Below are 26877 nucleotides of genomic sequence, written 5' to 3'. Positions count from 1 at the left end.
CACGCCAGAAGAAGCCGAGGAGAGTCGAGCATGTCGTCCATCGAGAGCCTGAAACTGCGTACTTCCATCGACGGCTGGGACCGCCAGGACCCGGAGCAGGCCTTCACCCTGCCGTCGCGCTATTTCTTCGACGAGGCGCTGTTCAAGGCCGAGCGCGACAACATCTTCCTGCGCTCCTGGCATGTCGCCGGACACCTGAGCGAATTCGCCGAAGTCGGTCAGTACGTGGTCTGCGATCTGTTCGACCAGAGCATCGTCATCGCCCGCAGTCGCGCCGGAGACATCCGCGCCTTCCACAACGTCTGCCAGCACCGCGGCAACCGCCTGCTGGAGGAACGTCGCGGCAACACCGGTGGCATCGTGCGCTGCGCCTACCACTCCTGGTGCTACGAGATGGATGGCGCGCTGCGCAGTGCGCCGCGTTGCGAGCGGATCAAGGACTTCGACAAGGCGGAATTCGCCATCCCGCAGGTACGCCTGGAAGAGCTGGGCGGCTTCCTCTACTTCAACCTCGATCCGAACGCGCCGTCACTGGCCGAACTGTTCCCCGGCGCCGACGAGGAGATGCATCGCGTGTTCCCGAATCTGGCCGACATGCGCCTGATCGAGGAGGCGGACGTGATCGTCCCGGCCAACTGGAAGGTGATCATGGATAACTCCATCGAGGGCTATCACTTCAAGCTCTCCGGGCCGTGCCATATCGACCTGGCCAAGCTGATCGACTTCAAGGGCTACCGCCTGACCAAGCGCGACAACTGGTGGACCTACATCGCCCCGGCCAACCTCGAAGCGGGCGAGGCTTACGGGGTGAGACTGCGCAGCGACCTGAACCCCGACGAGTGCTTCTTCAACATCGGCATGTGGCCGAACAACACCTTCTACACCTTCCCGTTCTCCGAGTTTCTCGGCACCTTCATCATGATTCCGCTGGACGCCGAGCGTTCACTGCTGCGCTTCGGCTACTACTCGGCCAATGAGCAGACTGCCGAGGTAAGCAAGGCCTGCATGCGCTGGATGAACGAAGAGCTGGGGCCCGAGGACATCGCCCTGAACATCAGCGTGCAGAAGGGCCTGCACTCCATGGGCTACGACCAGGGGCGCTACATGATCGACGCCGAGCGCAGCAACGAGAGCGAGCACCTGGTGCACCACTTCCACCGCCTGGTGTTCCAGGGTATCCACGGCGCGCAGCTCTGAGGATTGGCCATGGACTACGACTACGTCATCGTCGGCGCGGGCTCGGCCGGCTGCGTGCTGGCCAACCGCCTGGGCGCCGATCCGGCCGTGCGCATCCTGTTGCTGGAAGCGGGCCCGGCGGACAAGAGCTGGACCATCGACATGCCCTCGGCAGTGGGCATCGTGGCTGGCGGCACGCGTTACAACTGGAGCTACTGTAGCGAGCCTGAACCCTATCTCGATGGCCGGCGGATCGCCACGCCGCGCGGACGCACGCTTGGAGGTTCGTCTTCGATCAACGGCATGGTCTACATCCGTGGCCACGCCCGCGACTACGACGGCTGGGCGGCGCAGGGCTGCGAAGGCTGGGATTACCAGCGCGTGCTGCCGTACTTCATTCGCTCGGAGAACCATGCCAGCGGTGCCGACGATTACCATGGGGCGGCGGGGCATCTGCACGTCACCCCCGGCGATATCGACAAGCCGCTCTGCGCGGCATTCGTCGCGGCGGGCGAGGAGGCGGGCTACGGGCGCAGCAGCGATCTCAACGGCCATCGCCAGGAGGGCTTCGGACGGGTTGATCGCACTACGCGGCAGGGCAAGCGCTGGAGCACGTCGCGCGGCTACCTGGGAGAGGCGCTGGGGCGCGGCAACGTCACCGTCGCCACGGGCGCGCTGGCGTTGCGCATTCTGTTCGAGGGTGATCGTGCGGTGGGCGTGGAGTACGCGCAGAACGGCCAGGCACTGACCGCCCCTGCAAGCCGCGAAGTATTGCTGACGGCGGGGGCGATCAATTCGCCGCATCTGCTATTGCTCTCGGGCATCGGCCCGGCGGACGAACTGCACCAGCTGGGCATCGCGGTGAAGCATGACCTTCCGGGCGTGGGTCGACGCCTGAACGATCACCCCGACAGCGTCGTGCAATTCATCTGCAAGGCACCGGTATCGATCTACCCCTGGACCCGCGCGCCGGGCAAATGGTGGATCGGCGCACGCTGGTTCGCCACCCACGACGGGCTGGCGGCGAGCAACCATTTCGAGGCCGGCGCCTTCATCCGCTCCCGTGCGGGCGTCGAACACCCTGATCTGCAACTCACCTTCATGCCGCTGGCGGTACAGCCGGGCAGCGTGGCGCCGGTGCCGGACCACGCTTTCCAAGTACACATTGACCTGATGCGGCCCACCAGCCTGGGCAGCGTCACCCTGCGCAGCGCCGAGCCCCGGCAGGCACCGCGCATCCTCTTCAACTACCTGCAGACCGAGCAGGACCGTGCCGACATGCGCGCCGGCGCACGCCTGGTGCGCGAGCTGATGCGCCAGCCGTCGATGCGCGGGCTGGCGGGCGAAGAGCTGACGCCCGGCCCGCTGGCCCACAGCGACGCCGAGCTGGACGCCTGGGCGCGGCGCGTTACCGAGACCGGCTACCATGCCAGCGGTACGTGCAAGATGGGGCTGGCCAACGATCCCGAGGCGGTGGTCGATCCGCAGTTGCGCGTGCATGGCCTGCGTGGGTTGCGAGTGGTCGACGCATCGATCATGCCGAGCATTGTCAGCGGCAACACCAATGCGCCGACGGTGATGATTGCTGAGAAGGCCAGCGATATGATCCGGGGGCTGCCGCCACTGCCGGCGGCCAACGTCCCGGTGTGGCTGCACCCGCAGTGGCAGCACCAACAGCGCTAAGGAGAGTCGATGGCCAGTGTCGCACCGCCTTCCCGATTTCGCCGCGAGCCTTTGCGCGTGGGCCTGCTGCTGTTGCCGTCGTTCCCCGGCCTGGGGCTGGCGGCGGTGGTCGAGCCGCTGGCCATCGCCAACTGGCTGGGCGGCGAGGCGCTGTTCGAGTGGAAACTGCTGTCGCTGGATGGTGAGCCGGTGACCGCTAGCAACGGCCTGACCAGCACGGTGCACGAGGCCATCGACCCGGAGCGGGGCTGGGATGCCTGTTTCGTCATCGCCAGCTTCGACGTGCACAAGCACGCGCGCAATCGTCCGCTGAAAAGCTGGCTGCGCCGGCAGGCGGCGTTCGGCACGACGCTGGCGGGCATCGAGACCGGTACCGAGCTGCTGGCCGCGGCGGGAGTGCTGGATGGCTTTCCCGCGGCGGTGCACTGGGACAACCTGCAGGGCTTCCAGGAGAGCTACCCGAAGGTCCAGGCCCGCGCGCAGCTCTACACCCTCGACCGCCAGCGCCTGACCTGCGCAGGAGCCAGCGCCATTCTCGACCTGATGCTGGGCTGGATCGCCCAGCGGGTGGACGCCGACCTGCCGCGGGAGATCGCCATGCACCTGTTGCTGGGCGACACCCGCGAGCCCGGTGCGCACCAGTTGCAGGGGCGGCAGAGCGACGCCCACGCCCACGGCGGCAAGGTGCGCCGCGCCATCGCGCTGATGGAGCAGGCGCTGGAGGAACCGCTGGAATGCGACGCCATCGCCGAGCGCGTCGGCCTGTCGCGGCGCCAGCTGGAGCGGCAGTTCAAACAGCACACCGGGTTGTCGCCGCTCAAGTACTACATCGTCCTGCGCCTGGGCCGTGCGCACAGCCTGTTGCAGCAGACGCGCCTGAGCGTGGCGCAGGTGGCGGCCAGTTCCGGTTTTGGTTCGCTGGAGCATTTCTCTCGCGCCTACCGCGCGCATTTCGGTTGCCCGCCCAGCTCGGACCGCACCCAGACCTATACGGCGCCGGTGATGCGCCAGCCGCTGGGGCGTGATAGCTAGCGCTACGCGGATGGCTTTTTGTAGGAGCGAGGGGGACGCCTGGTTCTTGCTCGCGAACCACTCACCGGCAACTCGGTGCAACCGGCGGTTCGCTCCTACAGGGATACGCTGCTGTGTGGCCTGCGATGGCGCTCCATGTCATGCCATTGGGCGTAACCGTCGAGAAAGCCTGTTCTTCCGTAGGAGCGGACTCCGTCCGTGATCGGTTCCACTTCGCGCCGGATACTATCGCGGACGGAGTCCGCTCCTACGAGGTGCCTCTGCGCTTGGCCTGGCCCTCACCCTGACCCTCTCCCAGGGGGAGAGGGGATCGTTCGGTGCAGGCCTGCGCGGATGGCTTTTTGTAGGAGCGAGGGGGACGCCTGGTTCTTGCTCGCGAACCACTCACCGGCAACTCGGTGCAACCGGCGGTTCGCTCCTACAGGGATGCGCTGCTGTGTGGCCTGCGATGGCGCTCCATGTCATGCCATTGGGCGTAACCGTCGAGAAAGCCTGTTCTTCCGTAGGAGCGGACTCCGTCCGCGATCGGTTCCACTTCGCGCCGGATACCATCGCGGACGGAGTCCGCTCCTGCGAGATGCCTCTGCGCTTGGCCTAGCCCTCACCCTGACCCTCTCCCAGGGGGAGAGGGGATCGTTCGGTGCAGGTTGAAAGAGTTGTGTCAGCCGGCATGGACAGCTCCCTCTCCCTTCGGAGCGGGGGGCGTAGCCAGGGCGGGGGGAGAGGGTCGAGGCGCACAGGAATATCCCGACGGAGCCTCGGGGCTCGGTCGTACTTCAATCGGCGAACGCCGGCTCGCTCTCCATCAACATCTCCCGCAGCGCCGCGAAATGCCGCTCGGCGAATCCCGGATACTCCAGCCATTGCCGCATGGTCTTGCGCGCCACCTCGTCGCTGGCGATGCGCAGCGGGCGACCGCTGGCCAGGGCGGTGAGGTAGACCTCGCAGGCCCGCTCGAAGTAGTACAGGTCATCGAACGCCTGGGCCACGCTGGGTGCCGCGACCAGCACGCCATGGTTGCCCATCAGCAGGATCGGCTTGTCACCCAGCAGGCGGCTGACGCGCTCGGCTTCATCGCCCAGGCCCATGCCGTCGAAGCCTTCGTCGATGGCCACGCGCTCGAAGAAGCGCATGCTGTTCTGCTCGATGGGCGGCAGGCGCGAATCGGCCAGGCAGGCGAGGGCGGTTGCGTACTTCGAATGCACATGGAGGATGCAGCGCGCCTGCGGATGGTTGCGATGCAGCGCGCCATGCAGCGCCCAGGCGGTGATGTCCGGCGCGTCCGGGCGGTTCAGCGCCTCGGGGTCGTCCGCGTGCAGGCGCAGCAGGTCGCTGGCGCGTATCTGCGAGAAGTGCCGGCCGTAGGGGTTGATCAGGAAGTCCCGGCCATCGTCCGAAAGCGCCAGGCTGAAGTGGTTGGCGATGGCTTCGTGCAGGTTCAGGCGTGCGGCCCAGCGGAAGGCGCAGGCGAGGTCGATGCGGCCCTGGCGTTCCAGGCCCATGGGCGAAGCGACGGTGGCGAGTTTGGGCATGGCGGCTCCGGTGAGATATCCCGTGCCGGTGTGGCCGGGCTAAGTTCGAGTCTAGGGAGCCACGCCCGCGACGCTTGATGCCGAACGACCGCCGATGCCGCTCGACCGGCTGTCCGGTAAAGCCGGAAAGTCCGCCTAGACTTGTCGATTCCGTTGCCGCCCAGGCGACCAAGCTGCATGCCGGTCATGCCGACCGCGCGTGAATCAGGAGATTCGACATGTCCAGCCTGCAACGCATCACGCCCTGCCTCTGGTTCGACGGCAAGGCCCAGGAAGCGGCCGAGTTCTACACCGGCATCTTCCCCAATTCGCGGATCGTCCAGACCGCCTATTACCCCGAGGCCGAGAAGGACCGCCACGGCGGCGTGCCCGGCTCGGTGCTGACGGTGGAGTTCGTGCTGGATGGCCAGACCTTCGTCGCCCTCAACGGCGGGCCGGCGTTCAACTTCACCGAGGCGCTCTCGCTGCAGGTGATGTGCGACAGCCAGAAGGAGATCGACCACTTCTGGGAAAAACTCGGCGCCGGCGGTCCGGTGGAGGCGCAGATCTGCGGCTGGCTGAAGGACCGCTATGGCGTGTCCTGGCAGATCTGCCCGCGCCACGTCGGCGACATGGTGGCCGACCCGGACAAGGCGAAGGCCAGCCGCACGCTGCAGGCGGTGATGGGCATGAAGAAACTCGACATGGCCGCCATCGAACGCGCTCATGCCGGTAACTGAAATACCGAGAACCCAGTGGCGCTGGCGGCTGGCTGGCGCGGGCCTATAGTTCAAGGCGGGGTGGGCGTTGCCAGGCAGCAAGGAGGCGCGTCCATCCGTAGAGCGGGGCCCGGGCCCCGCAGCATGCTGCTCTCGTGGAACGGTGTGGCCGTGATTCGCGGTTGTCGGTCGGTGGAATTTCTATGGGCACGTGCCGTGTTGCATTGGAATCCATCAGCGGACAAGCGGAGACAAGGCCATGGACACACTGTTGGTACAGGGACACAAGGGCAAGGCGGTCGGCACGTTGCGCAGCAGGCTCGCCGAGGTGCTGGGCGACGATGCGGAGCAGTTTCCGGGCCTGGGCGGCGGTACCGAGTTCGACGCACAGACCGAGGCGGCGGTGCGCCACTGGCAATCGGGCGTGGGTGTCATCGCCGATGGCGTGGTCGGCGCCTACTGCCTCAACCTGCTGGGGTTGCTGCCGCTCAAGGGCATCGCCATCGATCTGCCACAGACCCAGGAGCTGTTCCCGGCGACCAAGCGTTCCAATGTGCGCCGCTACCTGCCCTATGTCAGCGCGGCACTGGAAGCGGCCGGGTTGACCGACCGGCCACTGCTGCTGGCGGCGCTGGGCACCATTCGCGCGGAGACCGAAGGCTTCGTGCCGATCTCCGAGTTTCCCTCGCAGTTCAATACCCGTCCGGGCCAGTCGGCCTTCGGCGCCTATGATGGGCGCAAGGACCTGGGCAACGTCCAGCCCGGCGACGGCGCGCGCTTTCGCGGGCGCGGCTTCGTGCAACTGACCGGACGGGACAACTACGAAAAGTACGCGAAGCAGATCGGCGTCGACATCGTCGCGATGCCCGATCTGGCCAACGCCCCGGAAGTCGCCGCGGCGCTGCTGGCGTTATTCCTGGCCAACTGCGCGACGAAGATGCGAGCGGCGCTGCCGACGGGGTTGGTTGGCAAGCCGAAGGACTTCCTCGCTGCGCGCAAGTTGGTGAACGGCGGTAGCCACGGCCTGGACCGCTTCTACAGCGTGTTCGAGATCGCCGGGCGGATTCTTCCGCCGCTGGCCGGCAAGACGCGCGGCAAGGTAGCCGCCAAGGCTGCCGGGGCGCCGCGCCTCAACGCCAGCAAGGACCCGGTCGACCTGCGTGATCGCGCCTACCTGCCGCCGCCGGCCAGCCTGCCCGACATCTTTCCGAGCAACGCCGACGTTGCGCTCTACCTGGCGGAGTACAGCCGCGCCGGGCTGATCCTCGATCAGGGCCAGGAGGGCGCCTGCACCGGCTTCGGCCTGGCCTGCGTGATCAACTACCTGCGCTGGCGCAAGTCGGGCAATCCGGACAGCGATTTCCAGTCGGTCAGCCCGCGCATGCTCTACGACTTCGCCCGGCGCTATGACGAATACTCCGGCGAGGATTACGACGGCTCGAGTTGTCGCGGCGCGCTCAAGGGATGGTTCCACCATGGTGTGTGCCTGGAGGATGACTGGCCCTATACCGCCCAAGGCATCACCCAACCGAGCTTCGGCTATGCCACCCGCGCCACCCAGACCACCCTGGGCGTCTATTACCGCATCGAGGTGAAGTCCATCACCGACCTCCAGGCGGCGATCCAGGAGGTCGGCGCGATCTACGTCTCGGCCTTTACCCATGACGGCTGGAACCAGCTGCCGGGCAGCCCCGACATCGGCCAGCCGCTGAAGAAGGGACGCAAGGCGCCGCCGCCCATCACCCATGGCACGTTGCAGAAGATTCCGTTCGATGGCCGTCCTTCCCAGGCAGGCGGGCACGCCTTCGCCCTGGTGGGTTTCAACACCGAAGGTTTCATCGTGCAGAACTCCTGGGGCTGGGAGTGGGGTAGCGGCGGCTTCGCCATCCTCAGTTACGCCGACTGGCTGGCCAACGCCATGGACGCCTGGGTCGCGGCGCTGGGTGTGCCGGGCGTGGTGCTCGGCCAACTGGCGGCCGGCAGCCAGCAGACCACCGCGCGCTCGGGGGCGAACAAGGCCGTCTGGTGGAACGAGGCGACCGCCTACGAGCACAGCATCGTGATGGGCAACGACGGCCGGGTCAGCCGCTACCTGACCCAGGACGAGCTGAGCCGCACGCTGCTGTTCCAGGCCTGCACGCTGCCGGACCAGTGGCTGCGCAGCCAGCCCGGCAACACCAAGCGCGTGGTGATCATCGTCCACGGCGGTCTGAACAGCGAGGAGGCCGCCATCACCCGCGCCCGCGCCATGGGCCGCTATTTCATCGGCAACGGCTGCTACCCACTGTTCGTGGTGTGGAAGACAGGTGTGCTGGAATCCATTGGCGACATCATCGCCGACCGCTTCCGCAGCGAGCCGGCGCGCGCCGGTGGCGTGCGGGAGGCCTTGACCGACGCCTCCGACGCCCTGCTCGAAGCCAGCGTCGGGCGCCCCCTGGCGCGGCCGATCTGGAGCGAGATGAAGGAGAACGCCGAGTTTTCCACGCTGCCCACACGCGGCGGCGACCTGCTGGTGACGGCGCTGCAGAACCTGGTGCGGACCTGGGGCCAGCAACTGGAAATCCACCTGGTCGGCCATTCCGCCGGGTCGATCTTCCTCGGCTGGCTGATCGATGTGATGGCGGCGCGCGGCGTGGCGGACAACGTATCGTCGATCCACCTCTATGCACCGGCCTGCACCGTGCAGTTCGCCAACCGCCATTACGCGCCCCACGACCAACTGATGAAGCGGCTGTACCTGGATATCCTTTCCGACCGTGCCGAGCGCGACGACAACACCGCGGCGATCTATCGCAAGTCGCTGCTGTACCTGGTGTCCAACGCACTGGAGGGCGACCTGCGGACGCCGATCCTCGGCCTGGCCAACGTGCTCGACCCCAACTACCGGGGCTGGGACGGCTCGTCCGCCACTGGCGAGGCGCTGAGCAAGTGGCGCCAGGCACTGGCCGCGGCGGGGCTCGTCCAGGGCAAGCAGATCCAGTTGCTCGAGGGAGCCAAGGTCGCCACCTGCCTGTCGCCCAGGGTGGATATCGCCGCGGCCCATGGCTGCTTCGACAACGCCGTGGACATCATCACGCGCACGCTGACGCGGATCACCGGCGGACCGCTGGCGATGCCGGTGGATGACCTGCGCGGCTATTGATAGCCTCTGCTCGCATCGCCAACACGCCTGGCCGTCGTCCGCCCTGGCCGGGCGCTCCAGCCGAGGAGTCGCCGTATGTTCAGCCACATCACCGTGGGCACCAACGACCTGCCGCGGGCCATCGATTTCTACACGCGGGTGCTCGAGCCGCTGGGGATCGTCCTCAAGGCCCACCGTCATGCGCCGGAGCGGGCGCTGTTCGCCCACCCGGACAGCGACGTGGTGTTCTGCGTCTACGAGCCGATCAACGGCCAGCCGGCCAGCGTCGGCAACGGCAGCCTGGTGGCGTTCGAAGCGCGGACGCGTCACCAGGTCGATGCCTTCCATGCCCGCGTAATGCAGTTGGGCGGCGTGGACGAGGGCGCCCCCGGCCTGCGCTTGCACTATTCGCCGACCTATTACGGCGCCTACGCACGCGACCTGGACGGCAACAAGGTGTGCTGCGTCTGTCATCTGGAAGACTGAGGTCGGGACCGGGGCGCTAGAATGGCTGCCAATCGCCGATTCCTGATTCCTGATTCCTGATTCCTGATTCCTGATGCCGATCCGAGAGTTGCCCATGTTCAACGCCAGCTACCTTGCTCCCCTGTTTTCCGTTGCCCTGCTCTGGGTGGTGGCGGTGGTCACGCCAGGGCCGAACTTCTTCACCACCGCGCGGATCGCCGCGGTGCACTCACGCCGCCACGGCTTGATCGCCGCGCTGGGAGTGGCCAGTGGCACGGTCATCTGGGGGCTGGCGGGTGGCCTCGGGATCAAATCGCTGTTTACCGCCGCACCCTCGTTGTACCTGCTGTTCAAGCTGGCCGGAGGCGCTTACCTGATCTACCTCGGCATCAAGCTGCTCAAGCGCCGGACGCCAGCGGATGGCGGCGAGAGCCTCACCGAAGTGGCCCGGCAGCGCAGCGCCTTTTCGGTCTTCCGCCTGGGCCTGCTGGGCAACCTGACCAATCCCAAGACCGCGCTCTTCGTCGCCACCCTGTTCGCCACGGCCATGCCGGCATCGCCGCCGGCGCCGCTGCTGGCGATGGCAATCGCGCTGATGGTGACGCTGTCGTTCAGCTGGTACTGCTGCGTGGTGCTGGTTTTCGCCAGCGAGCGCATGGCCGGCGTCTACCGTCGTTTCCGCCGGGCCCTGGATCGCTTCGCCGGCTGCTGCTACCTGCTGTTCGGCGCACGGATGCTGGCGACGCGCTGATACCGCCGTTCTGCTACACCCTAGGAAGCGAACCGGGACGCGAGGCGGGCAATCATGCGCAAAGTCGTCGCGACACTACTGCTGGGGATTGCGCTGCTGATCGTGGCGCTCTACCTGATGAGCGTGTTTCACCTTGCCCTGGCCGACGCCCTGGGCGTCATCGGCCTGCTCGGCGTTGCCGCCGCCATTGCGGCCTTCTGGCCCGAGCGCAAGGTCAAGCCGCGTTGCGAGGTACGCGAAGCCTGGCTGACCTCGACGTCACCATCGTTCGGCGACGACAACCAGTTGTGGGAGTACCGGCTCGGCGCGCACCTGGCCAACCTGAGCGACCAGACCGACAGCCTTGTGAGCGTTGGTGTGGAGGTCAGCAAGGGCGGGGAGTCGCTGGGCAGTGGCGTGCTGGTCAGTGGCGCGCGCGCGATCGATCGCGCCAGCGGCCATGTCCTGCCATTCCCGCTGGCGCCGCATTCAGTCGTGGTGGCGGAGGGCGTCGGCAACCTCAGCATGGGTGTGTCGCGCATGCTGGCCTTGGCTCGGGACGCTTCCACGCCCTGGGAATGCCGCTTCACCTTCACGTTCGCCAAGGCCACCCCGGCGCAGCTCACGCTGACCACGGAGCGGCCACACTGGTCCAAGCCCTAGAGCGCCGCCAGAAAATTCGAACTGCTGGCGCTGCTGGCACGTCCTATTTCCTGAGCGCCACAGTCATTCGGCACGCACCGCCCGCCCGGCTGTGGCACCGCCAAGCGGCGAGGGTGCGCTCGCCGGACAGGGAGAATCTGCGATGGTCACTCACTACAAGGTCAAGGGCCACCTGGCGTGCGGTCACCCAGGCAAGAACCTGGCGACCACCACCGAGCTCAATCGGGTGAAATGCCGCAACTGCCGCAACACCGAGGTCTACAAGGAAGCCCGCCGTACCGCCCGCAATGCCGCCCGCCGGGCCCAGCGCAAGGCGCGCGCGGAAGTCGTGCACAACGATTGGCGCAGCCATTGGGAGAAACGTCTGGCCGCCATGCCGGGCACCCAGCGCCTGCCGCGGGGTTTCCACGATCAGGCGTTCGTCGGCGCGGCCTGAACAGGGGATGACGCGGGGCGCAGCGGCTGCGAGCCGGCCGCGGGCGTCCGCGTCATCGGCAACCGTTCATATCCCGAGTAATCCGCTCGGGAAAGTCGTGCTAGGATTTGCCCCCGGCCCCGAATCCTCCGGTGGCGTTGGCATCGGGCTGACGCCGCCACCCCACACAGAAGGACCCAAGCAATGGCTCAAGTCACCCTCAAGGGCAATCCGGTTTCCGTCGATGGCAAGCTGCCGCAGAAAGGCGAGCAGGCTCCGGCCCTGTCGCTGGTCGCCGGCAACCTGTCCGACGTCACCCTGGAAACCTACGCCGGCAAGCGCAAGGTGCTGAACATCTTCCCCAGCGTCGACACCCCGACCTGCGCCACCTCCGTGCGCAAGTTCAACGCCGAGGCGAGCAAGCTGGCCAACACCGTGGTGCTGTGCATCTCCGCTGACCTGCCGTTCGCCCAGGCGCGCTTCTGCGGCGCCGAAGGCCTGGAGAACGTCGTGAACCTGTCCACCCTGCGTGGCCGCGAGTTCCTCGGCAACTATGGCGTGGCCATCGCCGACGGCCCGCTGGCCGGCCTGGCCGCCCGCGCTGTGGTGGTCCTGGACGAGCAGAACAAGGTGCTGCACAGCGAGCTGGTTGGCGAGATCGCCGACGAGCCGAACTACGCTGCCGCCATCGCCGCCCTGGCCTGATGACGCTGCTGCTTTCATGAGAAAGCCGGGCCGACCCGCCAGGGTCGGTCCGTCAGGTCGGGAACCCTTCCGGCCAATCCGGGTCGCAATGCCCCGGTAATTCGTAACTCCCGGTAAATCAAAGGTAAATAGCGGGTAAAGAGACTTTGCCTGCGGCCTTGCTGTGCTTATCGTTCAGCGTCGCTATTCTCACTTCTTTTCGCCATGACGAAGACCATGACCCCAAGCAACGGAAAGCCCTCGAAACTCCGCACCCTGCGCCCCTGGTTGTTCACCGCGCTCATTTTCGCCGCCGTGGTGGGCCTGATCATGTGGCTGCATTCGACGTCGTCCGGTGCGCCGGCGGCCCAGGGTGGCGGGCGTGGCGGGCGACCCAGTCCAGGGCAGATGGCGCAGGGGCAGGGCACCGCGATCACGGTCAGCGTGGCCCCGGCGGTTCGCGGCGATCTGCCGGTGCACTACCACGCGCTCGGCACGGTGACGGCCTACAACACGGTCAACGTCCGCGCACGGGTCAGCGGCCAGTTGATCAAGGTGCCGTTCCAGGAAGGCCAGGAAGTGAAGGCCGGCGACGTGCTCGCGGTGATCGATCCGCGTCCGTTCCAGGCGGCGCTGGACCAGGCCCAGGGCACCCTGCAGCAGAACCAGGCGCAACTGAAGAACGCGCAGATCGATCTCGCCCGCTACAAGGGCCTGTACGCCGAGGACTCCATCGCCAAGCAGACCCTGGATACCCAGGAAGCCCAGGTGCGCCAGTACGAGGGCACCCTGAAGACCAACCAGGGCCAGGTCAGCGACGCCAAGCTCAACCTCGAATTCACTCAGGTGCGCGCACCCATCTCGGGTCGCGTCGGCCTGCGCCAGGTGGACGTGGGCAATCTGGTGACTTCCGGCGACACCACGCCGCTGGTGGTGATTACCCAGGTCAAGCCGATCTCCGTGGTGTTCAGTCTGCCGCAGCAGCAGCTCGGCACCATCGCCCGCGAGCTGTACAGCGGCAAACCGGTGCCGGTGGAGGCGCTGGACCGCAATCAGAACCGGACCCTGGCCACCGGCGTGCTGAAGACCCTGGACAACCAGATCGACACCACCACCGGCACGGTCAAACTCAAGGCTGGCTTCGAGAACGACGATCACGCGCTGTTCCCCAACCAGTTCGTCAACGTGCGCCTGCTCGCCGAAACCCTGCAGGGCGTGCTGACCATCCCGGCCAACGCCGTGCAGCGCGGCAACGATGGCACCTATGTCTATCTGGTCGGCGAGGAGAACAAGGCCAAGCGCCAGTTGGTCACCCTGGGCACCAGCGAGAGCGAGCGGGTGGTGGTCAGCGAGGGCCTGAAAGAGGGCGATCGCGTCGTCGTCCAGGGCACCGATCGACTGCGCGACGGTACGCGCATGAACATCGTTGCTTCCGACGAGAAGGCCCAGGAGGCCGCGGACGCGCAAGGTGAAAAGAGTACCGCCAAGCCGTTCGGCTCGGCCGATGCCGTTCAGAGCGGCCCGGTCCAGGACAGCGGTAAGAGCGAATGAACCCGTCCCGCCTGTTCATCCTGCGGCCGGTCGCCACCACGCTCCTGATGGTGGCGATCCTGCTGTCGGGGATCATCGCCTACCGCTTCCTGCCGATCTCGGCGCTGCCGGAAGTGGACTACCCGACCATCCAGGTGGTGACGCTGTATCCCGGTGCCAGCCCGGACATCATGACCTCCTCGGTCACCGCGCCGCTGGAGAACCAGCTGGGGCAGATTCCCGGCCTGAACGAGATGTCCTCGACCAGCTCCGGTGGCGCCTCGGTGATCACCCTGCAGTTCAGCCTGGACATCAACCTCGATGTGGCCGAGCAGGAAGTCCAGGCAGCGATCAACACTGCACAGAGCCTGTTGCCCAAGGACCTGCCGAACCAGCCGGTGTACAGCAAGGTGAACCCGGCGGACGCGCCGATCCTGACGCTGGCGGTGATGTCGCCGGACATGCCGCTGCCGCAGATCCAGGACCTCGTCGATACCCGTCTTGCGCAGAAGATCTCGCAGATTTCCGGCGTCGGCCTGGTCAGCATCAGCGGCGGCCAGCGCCCCGCGGTGCGCATCCGCGCCAACCCGGCCGCGCTCGCCGCGGCCGGCCTGAGCCTGCAGGACCTGCAGACCACCGTCACCAACAACAACCTCAATGGTCCCAAGGGCAGCTTCGACGGCCCCACGCGCTCCTCGACGCTGGACGCCAACGACCAGCTCAAGTCCGCTGATGCGTACCGCGACCTGATCATCGCCTACAAGAACGGCTCGCCGCTGCGCGTGCGTGACGTGGCCAGCGTGGACGACGACGCCGAGAACGTGCGCCTCGCCGCCTGGGCCAACGCCTCGCCGGCGGTGGTGCTGAACATCCAGCGCCAACCGGGCGCCAACGTCATCGAGGTGGTGGACAGCATCAAGAAGATGCTCCCGCAACTGCAGGCGACCCTGCCCGGCAGCCTCGAAGTGACGGTGCTCACCGACCGCACCACGACCATCCGCGCCTCGGTGGCGGACGTGCAGTTCGAGCTGTTCCTCGCCGTCTGCCTGGTGGTGATGGTCACCTTCCTGTTCCTGCGCAACATCTCCGCGACGCTGATTCCCAGCTTCGCCGTGCCACTGTCGCTGATCGGCACCTTCGGCGTGATGTATCTCGCCGGCTTCTCGATCAACAACCTGACGCTGATGGCGCTGACCATCGCCACTGGCTTCGTGGTGGACGACGCCATCGTCATGGTGGAGAACATCGCGCGCTACCTGGAAAAGGGCGATTCGCCGCTGGAAGCCGCACTGAAGGGCTCGAAACAGATCGGTTTCACCATCATCTCGCTGACCTTTTCGCTGATCGCCGTGCTGATTCCGCTGCTGTTCATGGGCGACGTGGCCGGCCGGCTGTTCCGCGAATTCGCCATCACCCTGGCGGTGGCGATCCTGATTTCCGGCTTCGTCTCCCTGACCCTCACGCCGATGCTCAGCGCCAAGCTGCTGCGCCATGTCAATCCGGAGGACGAAGGGCGCTTCGCTCGCGCCGCGGGGCGCTTCATCGACCGCATGATCGAGCGCTATGCCGCTGCCCTGCGCGTGGTCCTGCGGCACCAGCCGCTGACCCTGCTGGTGGCCATCGGTACCCTGGTGCTCACCGCGCTGCTCTACATGTTCATGCCCAAGGGCTTCTTCCCGATCCAGGACACCGGGGTGATCCAGGGCATCGCCGAAGCGCCGCAGTCGATCTCCTTCCAGGCCATGGCCGGCCGCCAGCAGGAACTCGCCAAGGTGGTGCTGAAGGACCCGGCGGTGGAAAGCCTGTCCTCCTTCATCGGTGTCGACGGTACCAACGCCACGCTCAACACCGGGCGCCTGCTGATCAACCTCAAGCCCCACGCGGACCGCGATGTCACGGCGACGGAGGTGATCCATCGCCTGCAGCCGGAACTGGACAAGATCGCCGGCATCCGGCTGTACATGCAGCCGGTGCAGGACCTGACCATCGAAGACCGCGTGGCCCGTACCCAGTACCAGTTCACCCTGCAGGACGCCGATCCCGAGGTGCTCGCCGACTGGGTGCCACGCCTGGTCGACCGTCTGCAGGAGCTGCCGGAACTCGCCGACGTGGCCACCGACTGGCAGGACAAGGGACTGCAGGCCTACCTCTCCATCGACCGCGACACCGCCTCGCGCCTGGGCGTGAGCCTGTCGAACATCGACAGCGTGCTCTACAACGCCTTCGGCCAGCGGCTGATCTCCACCATCTTCACCCAGGCCACGCAGTACCGCGTGGTGCTGGAAGTGGCGCCGGAATTCCAGATCGGCCCGCAGTCGCTGGAGAACCTTTACGTGCCGGCCAGCGATGGCACCCAGGTGCGCCTGTCGAGCCTGGCGAAAGTGGAGGAGCGCCACACCCTGCTGGCGGTCAACCATATCTCCCAGTTCCCGGCGGCGACCATCTCCTTCAACCTCGCCAAGGGTGTCGCCCTGGGCGAGGCGGTGCAGGCGATCCGTGATGTCGAGACGCAGATGGACATGCCGGTGAGCCTGCAAGGCAGCTTCCGCGGCGCCGCCCAGGCGTTCGAAGCCTCGCTGTCGAACACCCTGCTGCTGGTGCTGGCGTCCATCGTCACCATGTACATCGTGCTGGGCATCCTCTACGAAAGCTTCATCCACCCGGTGACCATCCTTTCCACGCTGCCTTCGGCGGGCGTGGGTGCGCTGCTGGCGCTGATGCTCTCCGGGCAGGAGATCGGCATCGTGGCGATCATTGGCATCATCCTGCTGATCGGCATCGTGAAGAAGAACGCGATCATGATGATCGACTTCGCCCTCGACGCCGAACGCAACGAGGGCAAGCCGCCCCATGAGGCGATCTACCAGGCGTGCCTGCTGCGCTTCCGGCCGATCCTGATGACCACCATGGCGGCGCTGCTTGGCGCGCTGCCGCTGATGCTCGCCGGTGGCGCCGGCGCCGAGCTGCGCCAGCCGCTGGGTATCACCATGGTCGGCGGCCTGTTGGTCAGCCAGTTGCTGACGCTGTTCACCACGCCGGTGATCTACCTGTACTTCGATCGTCTCGCCGCGCGCTGGGCCGCCTGGCGTGGTCGTCATGGCCTCGACGTGAACAGCATCGACCCGGCGGAGCGTGGCTGATGGGCGGCCTGTCGCGGCTGTTCATCCTGCGCCCGGTCGCCACCTGCCTGCTGACCCTGGCGTTGATGCTGGCCGGTGCGCTGTCGTTCGGCCTGTTGCCGGTGGCGCCGCTGCCCAACGTCGACTTCCCGACCATCATGGTGCAGGCCTCGCTGCCTGGTGCCAGCCCGGAAACCATGGCGTCCACCGTGGCAACGCCACTGGAACGCTCGCTCGGGCGCATCGCCGGGGTCACCGACATGACCTCCAGCAGCTCCCTGGGCAACACCACCATCATCGTGCAGTTCGATCTCTCCAAGGACATCGACGGAGCCGCGCGCGAGGTGCAGTCGGCGATCAACTCGGCGATGAGCCTGCTGCCCACCGGCATGCCGAACAACCCGACGTACCGCAAGGCGAACCCGTCGGACATGCCGATCATGATCCTCACCCTGACCTCGGACACCTACACCCGCGGGCAGATGTACGACCTGGCCTCGACCATCGTCTCGCCGAAGCTGGCACAGGTGAAAGGAGTGGGGCAGGTGAGCATCGGTGGTTCGTCGCTGCCGGCGGTGCGGGTCGACGTCAATCCGGACCAGCTCAGCCATTACGGTATCTCCCTGGACAACGTGCGCACCACCATTGCCAACACCAACGCCGACGGGCCCAAGGGCGCGCTGGAGTTCGGTGAGCGGCACTGGCAGGTGGATGCCAATGACCAGTTGCGCAAGGCCAGCGAGTACGCGCCGCTGATCGTTCATTACAACGCCGACACCGGCGCTGCCGTGCGGCTGAAGGACGTCGCCACGGTCACCGATTCGGTGGAAGACGTGCGCAACGCCGGTTTCTCCGATGACCTGCCGGCGGTGCTGCTGATCATCACCCGCCAGCCCGGCGCCAACATCATCGAAGCCACCGATGCGATCCACGAGCAGTTGCCGATCATCCAGGACGTGCTCGGTCCCCAGGTGAAGTTGTCGGTGATGGATGACCGCAGTCCGTCGATCCGCTCTTCGCTCGAGGAGGCGGAGCTGACGCTGGTCATCTCCGTGGTGCTGGTGATCCTGGTGGTCTACCTGTTCCTGCGCAATGGCCGCGCCACGCTGATCCCCAGCCTGGCGGTACCGGTATCGCTGGTGGGTACTTTCGCGGTCATGTACCTGTGCGGGTTCTCGCTGAACAACCTGTCGCTGATGGCGCTGATCATCGCCACCGGCTTCGTCGTGGACGATGCCATCGTGGTCGTGGAGAACATCGCCCGGCGCATCGAAGAGGGCGATCCGCCGATCCAGGCCGCCATTCGCGGCGCGCGCGAGGTGAGCTTCACCGTGTTGTCGATGACCCTGTCGCTGGTGGCGGTGTTCATCCCGTTGCTGCTGATGGGCGGCATCACCGGGCGGCTGTTCCGTGAGTTCTCGGTGACCCTGGCAGCGGCCATCCTGGTCTCGCTGGTGGTCTCCCTGACCCTCACGCCGATGCTCTGCGCGCGCCTGCTCAAGCCGGTCGAGCGTGGCCCGAAGAAGGCTTCGGTGGAGCGCCAGAGCAACCGCTATTTCGTCGCCTTCATGCAGCGCTACCGCGCCAGCCTGAGCTGGGCGCTGGAGCACTCGCGGCTGATGGTGATGATCATGCTCGGCTGCATCGCGCTGAACCTCTACCTGTTCGTCGTGGTGCCCAAGGGCTTCCTGCCGCAGCAGGACTCCGGGCGCCTGCGCGGCTTCGCGGTGGCCGACCAGAGCATCTCGTTCCAGGCGCTGGACCGGAAGATGGCGGAGTTCCGCCGGATACTTTCGGAAGATCCGGGCGTGGAAAACGTGGTGGGCTTCGTTGGTGGCGGCAAATGGCAGTCGAGCAACACGGGCTCTTTCTTCGTCACCCTCAAGGACATCACCGAGCGTGATTCCGCCGAGGCCATCGTCAATCGCCTGCGCAAGAAGCTCGCGCAGATCCCCGGCGCCAACCTCTACCTGGTGGCGGGGCAGGACGTGCGCATCGGCGGCCGCGAAAGCAACGCGGCCTACCAGTTCACCCTGCGCAGCGACGACCTGACCCTGCTGCGCGAGTGGGCGCCGAAAGTGGAAGCGGTGCTGAACAAGCTGCCGCAACTGGTGGACGTCAACAGCGACGCCCAGGACAAGGGCGTGCAGAGCCAGTTGGTGATCGACCGTGACCGCGCGGCCAGCCTGGGGGTGAACGTCGCTGAAGTGGACGCGGTGCTGAACAACTCCTACGGCCAGCGCCAGGTCTCGACCATCTTCAACCCGCTGAACCAGTACCACGTGGTGATGGAAGTGGCGCAACCCTTCCAGGAGTCGCCGGAAGAGCTGCGCCAGGTCTACGTGATCAACAGCGAGGGGCAGCGGATTCCGCTGTCCGCCTTCACCCATATCGAACCGAGCCGTGCGCCACTGACGGTCAATCACCAGGGTCAGTTCGCCGCCACCACCTTCTCCTTCAACCTGGCGCCCGGCGCGCTGATCGGTCCGGCCCGCGATGCGGTGATGGCGGCGCTGGAGCCGCTGCACCTGCCCATGGAAATCCAGGCGACGTTCGAGGGCAGCGCCGGCGCGGTGCAGGACACGCAGAACGACATGCCCTGGCTGATCCTGCTGGCGCTGGTCTCGGTGTACATCGTGCTGGGCATCCTCTACGAGAGCTACGTGCACCCGCTGACGATTCTCTCCACGCTGCCCTCCGCCGGCGTTGGCGCGCTGCTGACGTTGATGCTCTTCCGTACCGAACTGTCGCTGATCGCGCTGATCGGGGTGATCCTGCTGATCGGTATCGTGAAGAAGAACGCCATCATGATGATCGACTTCGCCCTCGACGCCGAGCGCACGCTGGGCCTGTCGCCGCGCGAGGCGATTCTCGAAGCCTGCATGAAGCGCTTCCGGCCGATCATGATGACCACCCTGGCCGCCATCCTCGGCGCGCTGCCGCTTATCTTCGGCATCGGCGGTGACGCCGCGCTGCGTCGCCCGCTGGGCATGACCATCGTCGGCGGCCTGATCGGCAGCCAGTTGCTGACCCTGTACACCACCCCCGTCGTCTACCTCTACCTCGACCGCCTGCGCCATTGGGTCAACAAGAAGCGCGGCGTGCGCACCGACGGCGCCCTGGAGACACCCGTATGATCCGCTCCCGTTCCTTCCTTCCCCTGGTGCTGGCCCTGGCCGTGGCCGGCTGCGCCATCGGGCCGGACTACCAGCGCCCCGAGCTGACGGTGCCCGCCAGCTTCAAGGAGGGCGAAGGCTGGCAACTGGCCAAGCCCCAGGACGGTTTCAGCCATGGCGCCTGGTGGACGCTGTACGGTGACGCGACCCTGAACGACCTGCAGACCCGCCTGGTCGCGGCCAACCAGACCCTGGCGCAGTCCCTCGCGTCCTACCGCCAGGCCCAGGCACTGACCAAGGGCTCACGCTCGTCGTTCTTCCCGACCATCAGCGCCGATGTCGGCAAGACCCGCTCCGGCCAGGGCACGGGTAGTGGCGGCAGTGTACGCCTGCCCGATGGCTCCACCGTCAGCAGCGGTGGCGGCAGCAGTTCGATCAGCAACAGCTATTCGGCCAGCCTTGGCGTGAGCTGGGAGCTGGACCTGTGGGGCAAGCTGCGTCGCCAGCTGGAAGCCGACACGGCAAGCATGGACGCCAGCGCCGCGGACCTTGCCGCCTCGCGCCTGTCGCTGCAATCGGAGCTGACCCAGAACTACCTGCAGCTGCGGGTCATGGACCAGCAGATCAAGCTGCTCAACGACACCGTCGTCGCTTACCAGCGCTCGCTCAAGCTCACCGAGAACCAGTACAACGCCGGTATCGTCACCAAGGCCGACGTCGCCCAGGCGCGTACCCAGCTGAAAAGCACCGAGGCCCAGGCCATCGATCTGAAGTACCAGCGCGCCCAGCTGGAACACGCCATCGCGGTGCTGGTTGGCGTGCCGCCGGCGCAGTTCTCGCTGGCCGCAGTGGAGGCTGTGCCGAGCCTGCCGGACGTGCCGGCACTGCTGCCGTCGGAATTGCTCCAGCGTCGACCTGACGTGGCCTCCGCCGAGCGCAAGGTGATCGCCGCCAACGCGCAGATCGGCGTCGCCAAGGCCGCCTGGTTCCCTGACCTGACGCTGACGGCGGCCGGCGGTTATCGCAGCGGCAGTTTCCAGAACTGGATCGAGACACCCAATCGCTACTGGTCCATCGGCCCGCAATTCGCCATGACCCTGTTCGATGGCGGCCTGATCGCGTCGCAGGTGGAGCAGGCCGAGGCCAGCTATGACCAGACCGTGGCCAGCTACCGGCAGACCGTGCTGGACAGCTTCCGCGAGGTCGAGGACTACATGGTCCAGCTCAAGGTCCTGCAGGAAGAGAGCGGTGTGCAGCAGGAAGCGCTGGACTCCGCGCGCGAGGCGCTGCGCCTGACCACCAACCAGTACAAGGCCGGCACCATCGACTACAGCGACGTGGTCACCAGCCAGACCACCGCGCTGTCCAACGAGCGCACGCTGCTGACCCTGATGGGCAGCCGCTTGACCGCCAGTGTGCAGTTGATCGCCGCCCTGGGTGGCGGCTGGGATGCGGCGAAGATCGCCGAGGAAGGCCAGGCGAAGCGCGACTGACCTGGCGTCAGTCGTCGATCAGCGCGCTCAGTGGAACCCTGAAGCGGCTTTCGCCATCGACCGAGAGAAGGCCGCGAGGCTTTCGGGTGGAAATCACCGCCACGCTGCCGATGCGCTCCAGCACCTCGCAGGCGATCCGTCCCAGCGCGGGCAACTGGGCGCTGTCCGCGCCCGGCTCGAGCAGCGAGCGGCGCTTGAGGAAGCGCCAATCGCGGCCGCCGGCATCGATCAGGCGGCACTCCGCCCAGCCGGCGAAGCATTCTTCGGTATAGCGGATGATCTCGACCTGGATGCTTGGCATTCCATTCTCGCGTGCAGATGAAAAAGAGGGTCAACCTTCGAAGCGGCGGGCGGTGATATAGCTGCGCTGCCAGTACTCATCGTCCAGCGAATCCTTGCGGATGCGTTCGCCGGTGCGGGGGGCATGGATGAACTGGCCATGGCCGATGTACAGGCCCACATGGCTGGTGCGGCCGCGGCCATTGCGGTTGAAGAACACGGCATCGCCGGGCTTGAGCTGGTCGCGGCGGATTCGCGTGGCCTCGTCGCTCTGGATCATTTCGCCGGTGGTGCGCGGCAGCTCCATGTCCGCCTGGGTGCGGAACAGGTAGACCAGCAGGCCGCTGCAATCGAAGCCGCCAGCGACCGAGGAACCGCCCCGGCGGTAGGGAATGCCGATCAGCTCGAGGGCGCGGGCGATCACGCGAGAAAACCGGTTGCCGTGGCTGTTCTCGACTTTGTGCGTCCGGGGGCTCGTGTCGGGCTGGGGCACCTGAAGATTGCTGTAGCGAATGACCCGGAAGCCACCTTCCTTGTGCAGGCTGGCGGCTGTCTGCTGGTAGGCCGGCGAGGATTTGATTTCGTTGGCCTGGCACACCGGGATGGCGAGCGCGAGCAGCAAGGGCAATGTGTAGGGAGGGAACGGACGCATCTTCTTCCAGTATTGCTGATATAGGTGCGGAAAAAGGGCGCCATGATAGTGAGCAGGCTGGCGTGCCGAACCCGGGGCGTGACTACTTGTTGTGTGGGAAATTTCCTCTTCTACAAGTTTGTGTGGGTTTGATGTGACTTCGGCGACGCCTCAGCCGCTAAAGCGCCGTGCGGTGGTGTAGCTACGCTGCCAGTAGCTGTTGTCCAGCGAGTCGATACGGATGGTCTTGCCGGTACTGGGCGCATGGATGAAACGGTTGTCGCCGATGTACAGCCCTACGTGGCTGGTGCCGCCTTCGCCGTTGTGATTGAAGAACACCGCGTCGCCCGGCCGCAGCTCGTCGCGGCTCACTTCGTTGTGGCGTTGGGCGATCATCGAGGCGGTGGTGCGCGGCAGTTTTCGGTTGGCGATGCTGCGGTACAGGTAGACGAGCAGGCCGCTGCAATCGAATCCGGTTTCTTCCGTCTCACCGCCCCAGCGATAGGGCGTGCCGATCAGTTCCTGTGCGCGGTTGACGATGCGCGAGGTATCCACCGGGCTGAAGTTCCTGTGGTCGCCGCGCCGCAATGAAGCGAGCCGCGACATGTTCGGGTATTCCGCTTGCGCCAGTGGCCGCAGGGCACGAGACATGGCCGGCGCACGCCTGGGTTCGAGGCTCTGCGCACCCCGCAGGGGCGGGTGGTCGGCGGGCAGGAAGCTACGGTCGATGGATGCCGTCTCGAGTCGGCGCCAGTCTGGGGCATCGAAATCGTCGGCCAGGACGAAAGGCGCAACCAGGGTGCAGAACATGGATAGGCAGAACCAGCGGAAGAAGCGCACGTCGAGTCACCTCGGGGTGAACGTTTGGGACGGGCGCTATCCTAGGAATTGAGCTGTAGGCGATATGTAGGAAGATTCCACTCGGTGTGAAGGCTAATTCCACTGTTGACAGCCGGTCAGTGGGCGAAGAGTTGGCTGATGTCCTTGAAGGCCTTGAACTCCAGGGCGTTGCCGCAAGGATCGAAAAGGAACAGCGTGGCCTGCTCGCCGACCTGGCCCTGGAACCGCACATGGGGTTCGATGACGAACCGGGTGCCTTGCTCACTCAATCGTTGCGCCAGCCGCTCCCAGTCCTCCCACGGCAGGACGACGCCGAAGTGCGGCACCGGTACGTCATGGCCATCCACCGCATTGGTATGCGCCGCTTCCTGGCTGGCGGTGCGCGGGTGTTCGTGGATCACCAACTGGTGACCGAAGAAGTCGAAGTCCACCCATTGCGCGCTGCTGCGGCCTTCGCTGAGGCCGAGGACTTCGCCGTAGAAGCGCCGGGCAAGCGGCAGGTCGTAGACCGGAATGGCAAGGTGGAAGGGCGAAATAGCCATGTGTTTCTCCTCGGGGCTCAGGCGGGTGCGGCGAGCAGGCGGGTGATGGTGGCCTTCGCCTCATGCATCTGGCCTTCGCGCGCAAGGCGGGTGAACGCGAGTAGCGCGCGCTCGTGCTCGGCGAAATCGTCGAGGATGTCGCGGTCATCGTCATCACCTTGCTCGGCGAGGCTGTCGTAGCGCTCGACGTACGGCTCTACCAGGTCTTCCAGCTTCCGCAGGGTCTGTGTCCAGTCGAGTCCCCGCCAGTCATTGGCGCGCTGGCGACCCTGGGCGGCGGCGTGGGCCGTGTCGCCCAGCGGCAGGCCATGGCGCTGCAGCAGCCGTGCCATGCGCAGGCTGGTCTGACGCTCCAGCCGCGCCAGCAGGAGCATCGAGGACGCCCCCTCGGGCAACTGCTCGGCCAGGCCGAGAAAGAAGTTTTCGCCGCGGACTTCGCCCAGGTAGGCGGCTTGCAGTTCACTGGCTTGTCGATGCATGCGTCGGTCCCCCTTGCTGACTGCGAGCAGCCTAGACGATGTCGCCGGGGCATCGAACCCGCCATGTCGTGTCTGGAGCAGAACGGGTCGCTCAGCGTTCGAAGCCGTACTCACGTTCGACGCGGCTGATGCGCACGCGAAACGCGCTGTACCAGTCGCTGCGGCCCGCCTGTTGGGCGATGCGGTGCTCGGCCTGCAGTTTCCAGCGCAGGATGGCGGCCTCGTCGCGCCAGTAGGACACGGTGATGCCCAGGCCGTCGTCGCCGCGGGCGGACTCGACGCCCAGGTAGCCGTCCTGTTGCGCCGCGAGCTCCAGCATGCGAGTGGCGGTCTGGCCGTAACCCTCGTCTAGTTCGGTGCGGTAGGACGTGAAGGTGACGGCGTAGTAGGGCGGCTTCGGTGTGCTGGCGATCATGCTGGACTCCCGACCGAGGCGGTGGCGTGCTGGAACGCGGCGCAGAGGAAGGCCTCGGCCAGTGGCACGGCGATCCCTGCCAGCGCCTTGCGTTCGGGTTGGAACAGGGTGGCGACGAAGAATGGATGATCAGTGGCTTCCAGCGCGCGAATGCTGCCGTCTTCGCCATGGGCGCAGGCACGCAGAGAGTCGCCGAACAGTTGCTGCTGGAACTCCGGGTTCACCCCGTAGCTGCAGCGGTAGCCCTCGCGAATCGTCGCACCACCGTAGATGCTTTCCAGCCGGGAGCCGGACGCCAGGCGGATGGTCTCGCTGACTTCCACCAGCGAACAGGGCAGGGCGTGGATGACCTGGCGCGTGGAGTCCATGTCCAGTTCGCCGTGGGCCGCGTCGCGCCAGCCGTGTACGTTGCGGGCACGCTCCAGCAGCGCGTGCTGGAAGCCGGCACAGGTTCCCAGGTAGGGCACCTCGTTTTCCCGGGCATGGGTGATGGCGCGCAAGGCGCCTTCGGTGTCGAGGTAGGGGCTGCCGGGAATGCACCAGAAGCCTGCGTACTGCTCCAGCGGCAGACCGGCGGCCAGGCGCTGTGTGTCGAGCCAGTCGACCCTCAATGTGCCGGAATGCGGCAGCAGCGATTGCTGCAGGGCCAGGGGAATCGCCCAGTGGGCGGTGACGCGGCTGTCGCGGTCGCCGATCAAGCCGATACGCAGCGCTTTCCGTCGTTTTGCCATGTTCCGTTCCCCTTCGACGTTGCCCAGTGGCGGGCCGATGGAAGGGAATTTATAGTTGCGCAGGTGCAATCGAAATGGGCGGTTGTGCAACCTTGGAGTGCGTCGATGCAATACCGTCTTGAGTACACGGATCTTGCCCTGGTGCTGGCGCTGGTGCGCGGAGGCAGTCTCGCCCGCGCCGCGGAATTGCTGGAGGTAGACGTCTCCACGGTGTTCCGCGCGGTACGCCGGCTGGAGAAGGCTCTGGGCACCGCCCTGTTCGAGAAGGGCCGTCATGGCTACCTTGCCACCGCTACCGCGCAACAGCTGGCGACCCAGGCCGAGCTGGCGGAGCAGGCGCTGGAGGCGGCGCGGCTGGGACTGGAACAGGGTCACGACGTGCTCAGCGGCACCGTGCGCCTGACCTGCTCGGATACCGTGCTGCAAGGTCTGCTGCTGCCGGCGCTGGCGCGCTTCATGAAGCGCTATCCGGCGCTGAACCTCGAGCTGACGACCTCCAACGCCTTCGCCAACCTCAGCCGCCGCGATGCCGACATCGCCCTGCGCCTGACCAGCACGCCACCGGAGCATCTGGTCGGGCGCAACCTGGGCGAAGTGCATTATGTCCTGTGTGCCCACCACGACTATCTGGCCGAGCAGGGCGAGCGGCCCTGGCAGGAGCTGAGCTGGATCGCCCCGGATGATTTCCTGCCCGATCACTCCAGCGTCGCCTGGCGCCGCCAGGCATTTCCGGCGGTGCAGCCGGCCTATCGCTGCAACAGCATGCTGTCGGTACTGGATCTGTGCCGCGCCGGACTCGGTCTTGCGGCGTTGCCGGCGTTCCTGCTGCGGCCTGGCGATGGATTGCAGGTGCTGGAACCGGAGCTGCCCGGTTGCAGCACCCACCTCTGGCTGCTGACCCGTCCGGACTGCCGTGCGTTGCGCGCGGTGGTCACGCTGTTCGAGGAGCTGGCCGGGGCAATCCGGCGTTCGGCCTGATCGGCCCGAAACGAAAGACCCCGCACGCAGGCGGGGTCTCTTGTCTTACCAGTGGCGGTAATGGCCGGGCGGACCGTAATACGCCGGGCCGTAATAACGCGGCGGACCGTAGTAGCGCGGTCCCGGCACCACCACGACCGGGCGGTACACCGGTTGATACACCGGTTGATACACCGGCTGGTAGACCGGCACCGGCTGGTAGTAGACCGGCGGTGCCGGTGGGTAATAGGCCACCGGGGGCGGCGGAGCGTAGTAAGGGGCCGGCGCGGGTTGCGACCCGGCGACCACTGCACCCCCGACCACGGCGCCAACCACTGCGCCGATCGCGGCAGCATCGGTATTGCTATTGGCGGCCGCTTGTCCGGCAAGGACCAGGCAGCCGCAAAGCAGGGCGAACTGGGGGATACGGCGAAGCATGATGCACCTCCTGAGGAACCCGGAGAGGATCCCGGTATCTATGAGACATCCGCCTTTCGCGAATCGTAACGCTGCCGGTGTAAAGGTTGTGTAAATGGCGCTGTACGG

Annotated in this window: 24 protein-coding genes; 15 read left to right on the top strand and 9 right to left on the bottom strand. The window is 66.3% G+C overall.

The genetic code is table 11. The features are described from left to right. Positions 1-30: 30 nt before the first annotated feature. The 3 genes from JVX91_RS21345 to JVX91_RS21335 are packed head-to-tail and all read left to right on the top strand — an operon-like array spanning position 31 to position 3891. Positions 31-1197, top strand: coding sequence for an aromatic ring-hydroxylating dioxygenase subunit alpha (locus tag JVX91_RS21345; protein ID WP_205336137.1), 1167 nt, complete (start codon positions 31-33; stop codon positions 1195-1197). 9 nt (positions 1198-1206) lie between these two features. Continuing rightward, complete coding sequence (locus JVX91_RS21340; protein WP_205336136.1) at positions 1207-2859, top strand: choline dehydrogenase; 1653 nt, start codon at positions 1207-1209, stop codon at positions 2857-2859. A gap of 9 nt (positions 2860-2868) precedes the next feature. Continuing rightward, positions 2869-3891, top strand: coding sequence for a GlxA family transcriptional regulator (locus JVX91_RS21335; protein ID WP_205336135.1), 1023 nt, complete (start codon positions 2869-2871; stop codon positions 3889-3891). Positions 3892-4667: 776 nt separating this feature from the next. Here JVX91_RS21335 and JVX91_RS21330 read toward each other — a convergent pair. After that, entirely contained in the window at positions 4668-5423 is a 756-nt protein-coding gene (locus JVX91_RS21330) for a class II aldolase and adducin N-terminal domain-containing protein (RefSeq protein WP_240201639.1), read from the bottom strand. A 218-nt stretch (positions 5424-5641) separates the two neighbouring features. Between JVX91_RS21330 and JVX91_RS21325 the strand changes: the two genes are divergently transcribed. The 11 genes from JVX91_RS21325 to JVX91_RS21275 all read left to right on the top strand — a co-directional run bounded on the left by JVX91_RS21325 (position 5642) and on the right by JVX91_RS21275 (position 21457). Next, entirely contained in the window at positions 5642-6142 is a 501-nt protein-coding gene (locus JVX91_RS21325; RefSeq protein WP_205336134.1) for a VOC family protein, read from the top strand. 238 nt (positions 6143-6380) lie between these two features. Continuing rightward, positions 6381-9263 carry a C1 family peptidase gene (locus JVX91_RS21320; RefSeq protein WP_205336133.1) on the top strand — a complete coding sequence of 961 codons (2883 nt, stop codon included), beginning with the start codon at positions 6381-6383 and terminating at the stop codon, positions 9261-9263. Between the two features lie 75 nt (positions 9264-9338). Continuing rightward, positions 9339-9728, top strand: a complete 390-nt coding sequence (locus JVX91_RS21315; protein WP_205336132.1) for a VOC family protein — start codon at positions 9339-9341, stop codon at positions 9726-9728. A gap of 88 nt (positions 9729-9816) precedes the next feature. Next, a complete protein-coding gene (locus JVX91_RS21310; protein ID WP_205340065.1) occupies positions 9817-10458 on the top strand; it encodes a LysE family transporter in 642 nt (213 codons plus the stop codon). A 54-nt stretch (positions 10459-10512) separates the two neighbouring features. Continuing rightward, a complete protein-coding gene (locus JVX91_RS21305; protein ID WP_205336131.1) occupies positions 10513-11100 on the top strand; it encodes a hypothetical protein in 588 nt (195 codons plus the stop codon). Positions 11101-11242: 142 nt separating this feature from the next. Further along, the gene (locus tag JVX91_RS21300; RefSeq protein ID WP_205336130.1) at positions 11243-11536 is read left to right on the top strand and encodes a hypothetical protein; all 294 of its coding nucleotides are present in this window, start codon (positions 11243-11245) and stop codon (positions 11534-11536) included. 183 nt (positions 11537-11719) lie between these two features. Continuing rightward, positions 11720-12220 (top strand): thiol peroxidase, encoded by a 501-nt coding sequence (tpx, locus tag JVX91_RS21295; RefSeq protein WP_205336129.1) that lies wholly within the window; start codon positions 11720-11722, stop codon positions 12218-12220. Between the two features lie 216 nt (positions 12221-12436). Beyond that, positions 12437-13750, top strand: a complete 1314-nt coding sequence (locus tag JVX91_RS21290; protein ID WP_205336128.1) for an MdtA/MuxA family multidrug efflux RND transporter periplasmic adaptor subunit — start codon at positions 12437-12439, stop codon at positions 13748-13750. Beyond that, complete coding sequence (locus JVX91_RS21285) at positions 13747-16869, top strand: MdtB/MuxB family multidrug efflux RND transporter permease subunit (RefSeq protein ID WP_205336127.1); 3123 nt, start codon at positions 13747-13749, stop codon at positions 16867-16869. Before JVX91_RS21290 ends, JVX91_RS21285 begins: the two co-directional genes overlap by 4 nt. Continuing rightward, positions 16869-19985, top strand: a complete 3117-nt coding sequence (locus JVX91_RS21280) for a multidrug efflux RND transporter permease subunit (RefSeq protein WP_205336126.1) — start codon at positions 16869-16871, stop codon at positions 19983-19985. Before JVX91_RS21285 ends, JVX91_RS21280 begins: the two co-directional genes overlap by 1 nt. After that, entirely contained in the window at positions 19982-21457 is a 1476-nt protein-coding gene (locus JVX91_RS21275) for an efflux transporter outer membrane subunit (protein WP_205336125.1), read from the top strand. The genes JVX91_RS21280 and JVX91_RS21275 overlap by 4 nt, the downstream gene beginning before the upstream one ends. Before the next feature lie 7 nt (positions 21458-21464). On the opposite strand, the gene JVX91_RS21270 is transcribed toward JVX91_RS21275, so the two are convergent. The 7 genes from JVX91_RS21270 to JVX91_RS21240 form a co-directional block, all read right to left on the bottom strand. Then, a complete protein-coding gene (locus JVX91_RS21270) occupies positions 21465-21758 on the bottom strand; it encodes a hypothetical protein (protein ID WP_205336124.1) in 294 nt (97 codons plus the stop codon). 30 nt (positions 21759-21788) lie between these two features. Then, a complete protein-coding gene (locus JVX91_RS21265) occupies positions 21789-22388 on the bottom strand; it encodes a C40 family peptidase (protein ID WP_205336123.1) in 600 nt (199 codons plus the stop codon). A gap of 150 nt (positions 22389-22538) precedes the next feature. Beyond that, positions 22539-23207 carry a C40 family peptidase gene (locus JVX91_RS21260; RefSeq protein ID WP_240201638.1) on the bottom strand — a complete coding sequence of 223 codons (669 nt, stop codon included), beginning with the start codon at positions 23205-23207 and terminating at the stop codon, positions 22539-22541. A 116-nt stretch (positions 23208-23323) separates the two neighbouring features. After that, complete coding sequence (locus tag JVX91_RS21255) at positions 23324-23749, bottom strand: VOC family protein (RefSeq protein WP_205336122.1); 426 nt, start codon at positions 23747-23749, stop codon at positions 23324-23326. Between the two features lie 17 nt (positions 23750-23766). Beyond that, positions 23767-24228 (bottom strand): hypothetical protein, encoded by a 462-nt coding sequence (locus JVX91_RS21250; RefSeq protein ID WP_205336121.1) that lies wholly within the window; start codon positions 24226-24228, stop codon positions 23767-23769. 91 nt (positions 24229-24319) lie between these two features. Continuing rightward, positions 24320-24643 (bottom strand): antibiotic biosynthesis monooxygenase, encoded by a 324-nt coding sequence (locus tag JVX91_RS21245; protein WP_205336120.1) that lies wholly within the window; start codon positions 24641-24643, stop codon positions 24320-24322. Further along, positions 24640-25374, bottom strand: a complete 735-nt coding sequence (locus JVX91_RS21240) for a gamma-glutamyl-gamma-aminobutyrate hydrolase family protein (protein WP_205336119.1) — start codon at positions 25372-25374, stop codon at positions 24640-24642. The genes JVX91_RS21245 and JVX91_RS21240 overlap by 4 nt, the downstream gene beginning before the upstream one ends. A gap of 84 nt (positions 25375-25458) precedes the next feature. Here JVX91_RS21240 and JVX91_RS21235 point away from each other — a divergent pair, with 84 nt between their 5' ends. Further along, complete coding sequence (locus JVX91_RS21235) at positions 25459-26352, top strand: LysR family transcriptional regulator (protein ID WP_240201637.1); 894 nt, start codon at positions 25459-25461, stop codon at positions 26350-26352. Between the two features lie 45 nt (positions 26353-26397). Here the strand turns inward: JVX91_RS21235 and JVX91_RS21230 are convergent, their stop codons facing one another. Next, positions 26398-26769 (bottom strand): hypothetical protein, encoded by a 372-nt coding sequence (locus tag JVX91_RS21230; RefSeq protein WP_205336117.1) that lies wholly within the window; start codon positions 26767-26769, stop codon positions 26398-26400. Between the last annotated feature and the right edge of the window lie 108 nt (positions 26770-26877).

This window comes from Pseudomonas sp. PDNC002 (assembly GCF_016919445.1).
Taxonomy (GTDB): domain Bacteria; phylum Pseudomonadota; class Gammaproteobacteria; order Pseudomonadales; family Pseudomonadaceae; genus Pseudomonas.
This window is presented reverse-complemented; position numbering and strand designations above follow the sequence as displayed.

Bases quoted from the DNA above. Each gene is read 5' to 3' on its own strand.
- JVX91_RS21320 (WP_205336133.1), top strand. From the start codon at position 6,381: ATGGACACACTGTTGGTACAGGGACACAAGGGCAAGGCGGTCGGCACG.
- JVX91_RS21285 (WP_205336127.1), top strand. From the start codon at position 13,747: ATGAACCCGTCCCGCCTGTTCATCCTGCGGCCGGTCGCCACCACGCTC.
- tpx (WP_205336129.1), top strand. From the start codon at position 11,720: ATGGCTCAAGTCACCCTCAAGGGCAATCCGGTTTCCGTCGATGGCAAG.
- JVX91_RS21255 (WP_205336122.1), bottom strand. From the start codon at position 23,749: ATGGCTATTTCGCCCTTCCACCTTGCCATTCCGGTCTACGACCTGCCG.
- JVX91_RS21275 (WP_205336125.1), top strand. From the start codon at position 19,982: ATGATCCGCTCCCGTTCCTTCCTTCCCCTGGTGCTGGCCCTGGCCGTG.
- JVX91_RS21270 (WP_205336124.1), bottom strand. From the start codon at position 21,758: ATGCCAAGCATCCAGGTCGAGATCATCCGCTATACCGAAGAATGCTTC.
- JVX91_RS21305 (WP_205336131.1), top strand. From the start codon at position 10,513: ATGCGCAAAGTCGTCGCGACACTACTGCTGGGGATTGCGCTGCTGATC.
- JVX91_RS21315 (WP_205336132.1), top strand. From the start codon at position 9,339: ATGTTCAGCCACATCACCGTGGGCACCAACGACCTGCCGCGGGCCATC.
- JVX91_RS21240 (WP_205336119.1), bottom strand. From the start codon at position 25,374: ATGGCAAAACGACGGAAAGCGCTGCGTATCGGCTTGATCGGCGACCGC.
- JVX91_RS21330 (WP_240201639.1), bottom strand. From the start codon at position 5,423: ATGCCCAAACTCGCCACCGTCGCTTCGCCCATGGGCCTGGAACGCCAG.
- JVX91_RS21335 (WP_205336135.1), top strand. From the start codon at position 2,869: ATGGCCAGTGTCGCACCGCCTTCCCGATTTCGCCGCGAGCCTTTGCGC.
- JVX91_RS21325 (WP_205336134.1), top strand. From the start codon at position 5,642: ATGTCCAGCCTGCAACGCATCACGCCCTGCCTCTGGTTCGACGGCAAG.
- JVX91_RS21245 (WP_205336120.1), bottom strand. From the start codon at position 24,643: ATGATCGCCAGCACACCGAAGCCGCCCTACTACGCCGTCACCTTCACG.
- JVX91_RS21230 (WP_205336117.1), bottom strand. From the start codon at position 26,769: ATGCTTCGCCGTATCCCCCAGTTCGCCCTGCTTTGCGGCTGCCTGGTC.
- JVX91_RS21300 (WP_205336130.1), top strand. From the start codon at position 11,243: ATGGTCACTCACTACAAGGTCAAGGGCCACCTGGCGTGCGGTCACCCA.
- JVX91_RS21265 (WP_205336123.1), bottom strand. From the start codon at position 22,388: ATGCGTCCGTTCCCTCCCTACACATTGCCCTTGCTGCTCGCGCTCGCC.
- JVX91_RS21250 (WP_205336121.1), bottom strand. From the start codon at position 24,228: ATGCATCGACAAGCCAGTGAACTGCAAGCCGCCTACCTGGGCGAAGTC.
- JVX91_RS21280 (WP_205336126.1), top strand. From the start codon at position 16,869: ATGGGCGGCCTGTCGCGGCTGTTCATCCTGCGCCCGGTCGCCACCTGC.
- JVX91_RS21340 (WP_205336136.1), top strand. From the start codon at position 1,207: ATGGACTACGACTACGTCATCGTCGGCGCGGGCTCGGCCGGCTGCGTG.
- JVX91_RS21290 (WP_205336128.1), top strand. From the start codon at position 12,437: ATGACCCCAAGCAACGGAAAGCCCTCGAAACTCCGCACCCTGCGCCCC.
- JVX91_RS21345 (WP_205336137.1), top strand. From the start codon at position 31: ATGTCGTCCATCGAGAGCCTGAAACTGCGTACTTCCATCGACGGCTGG.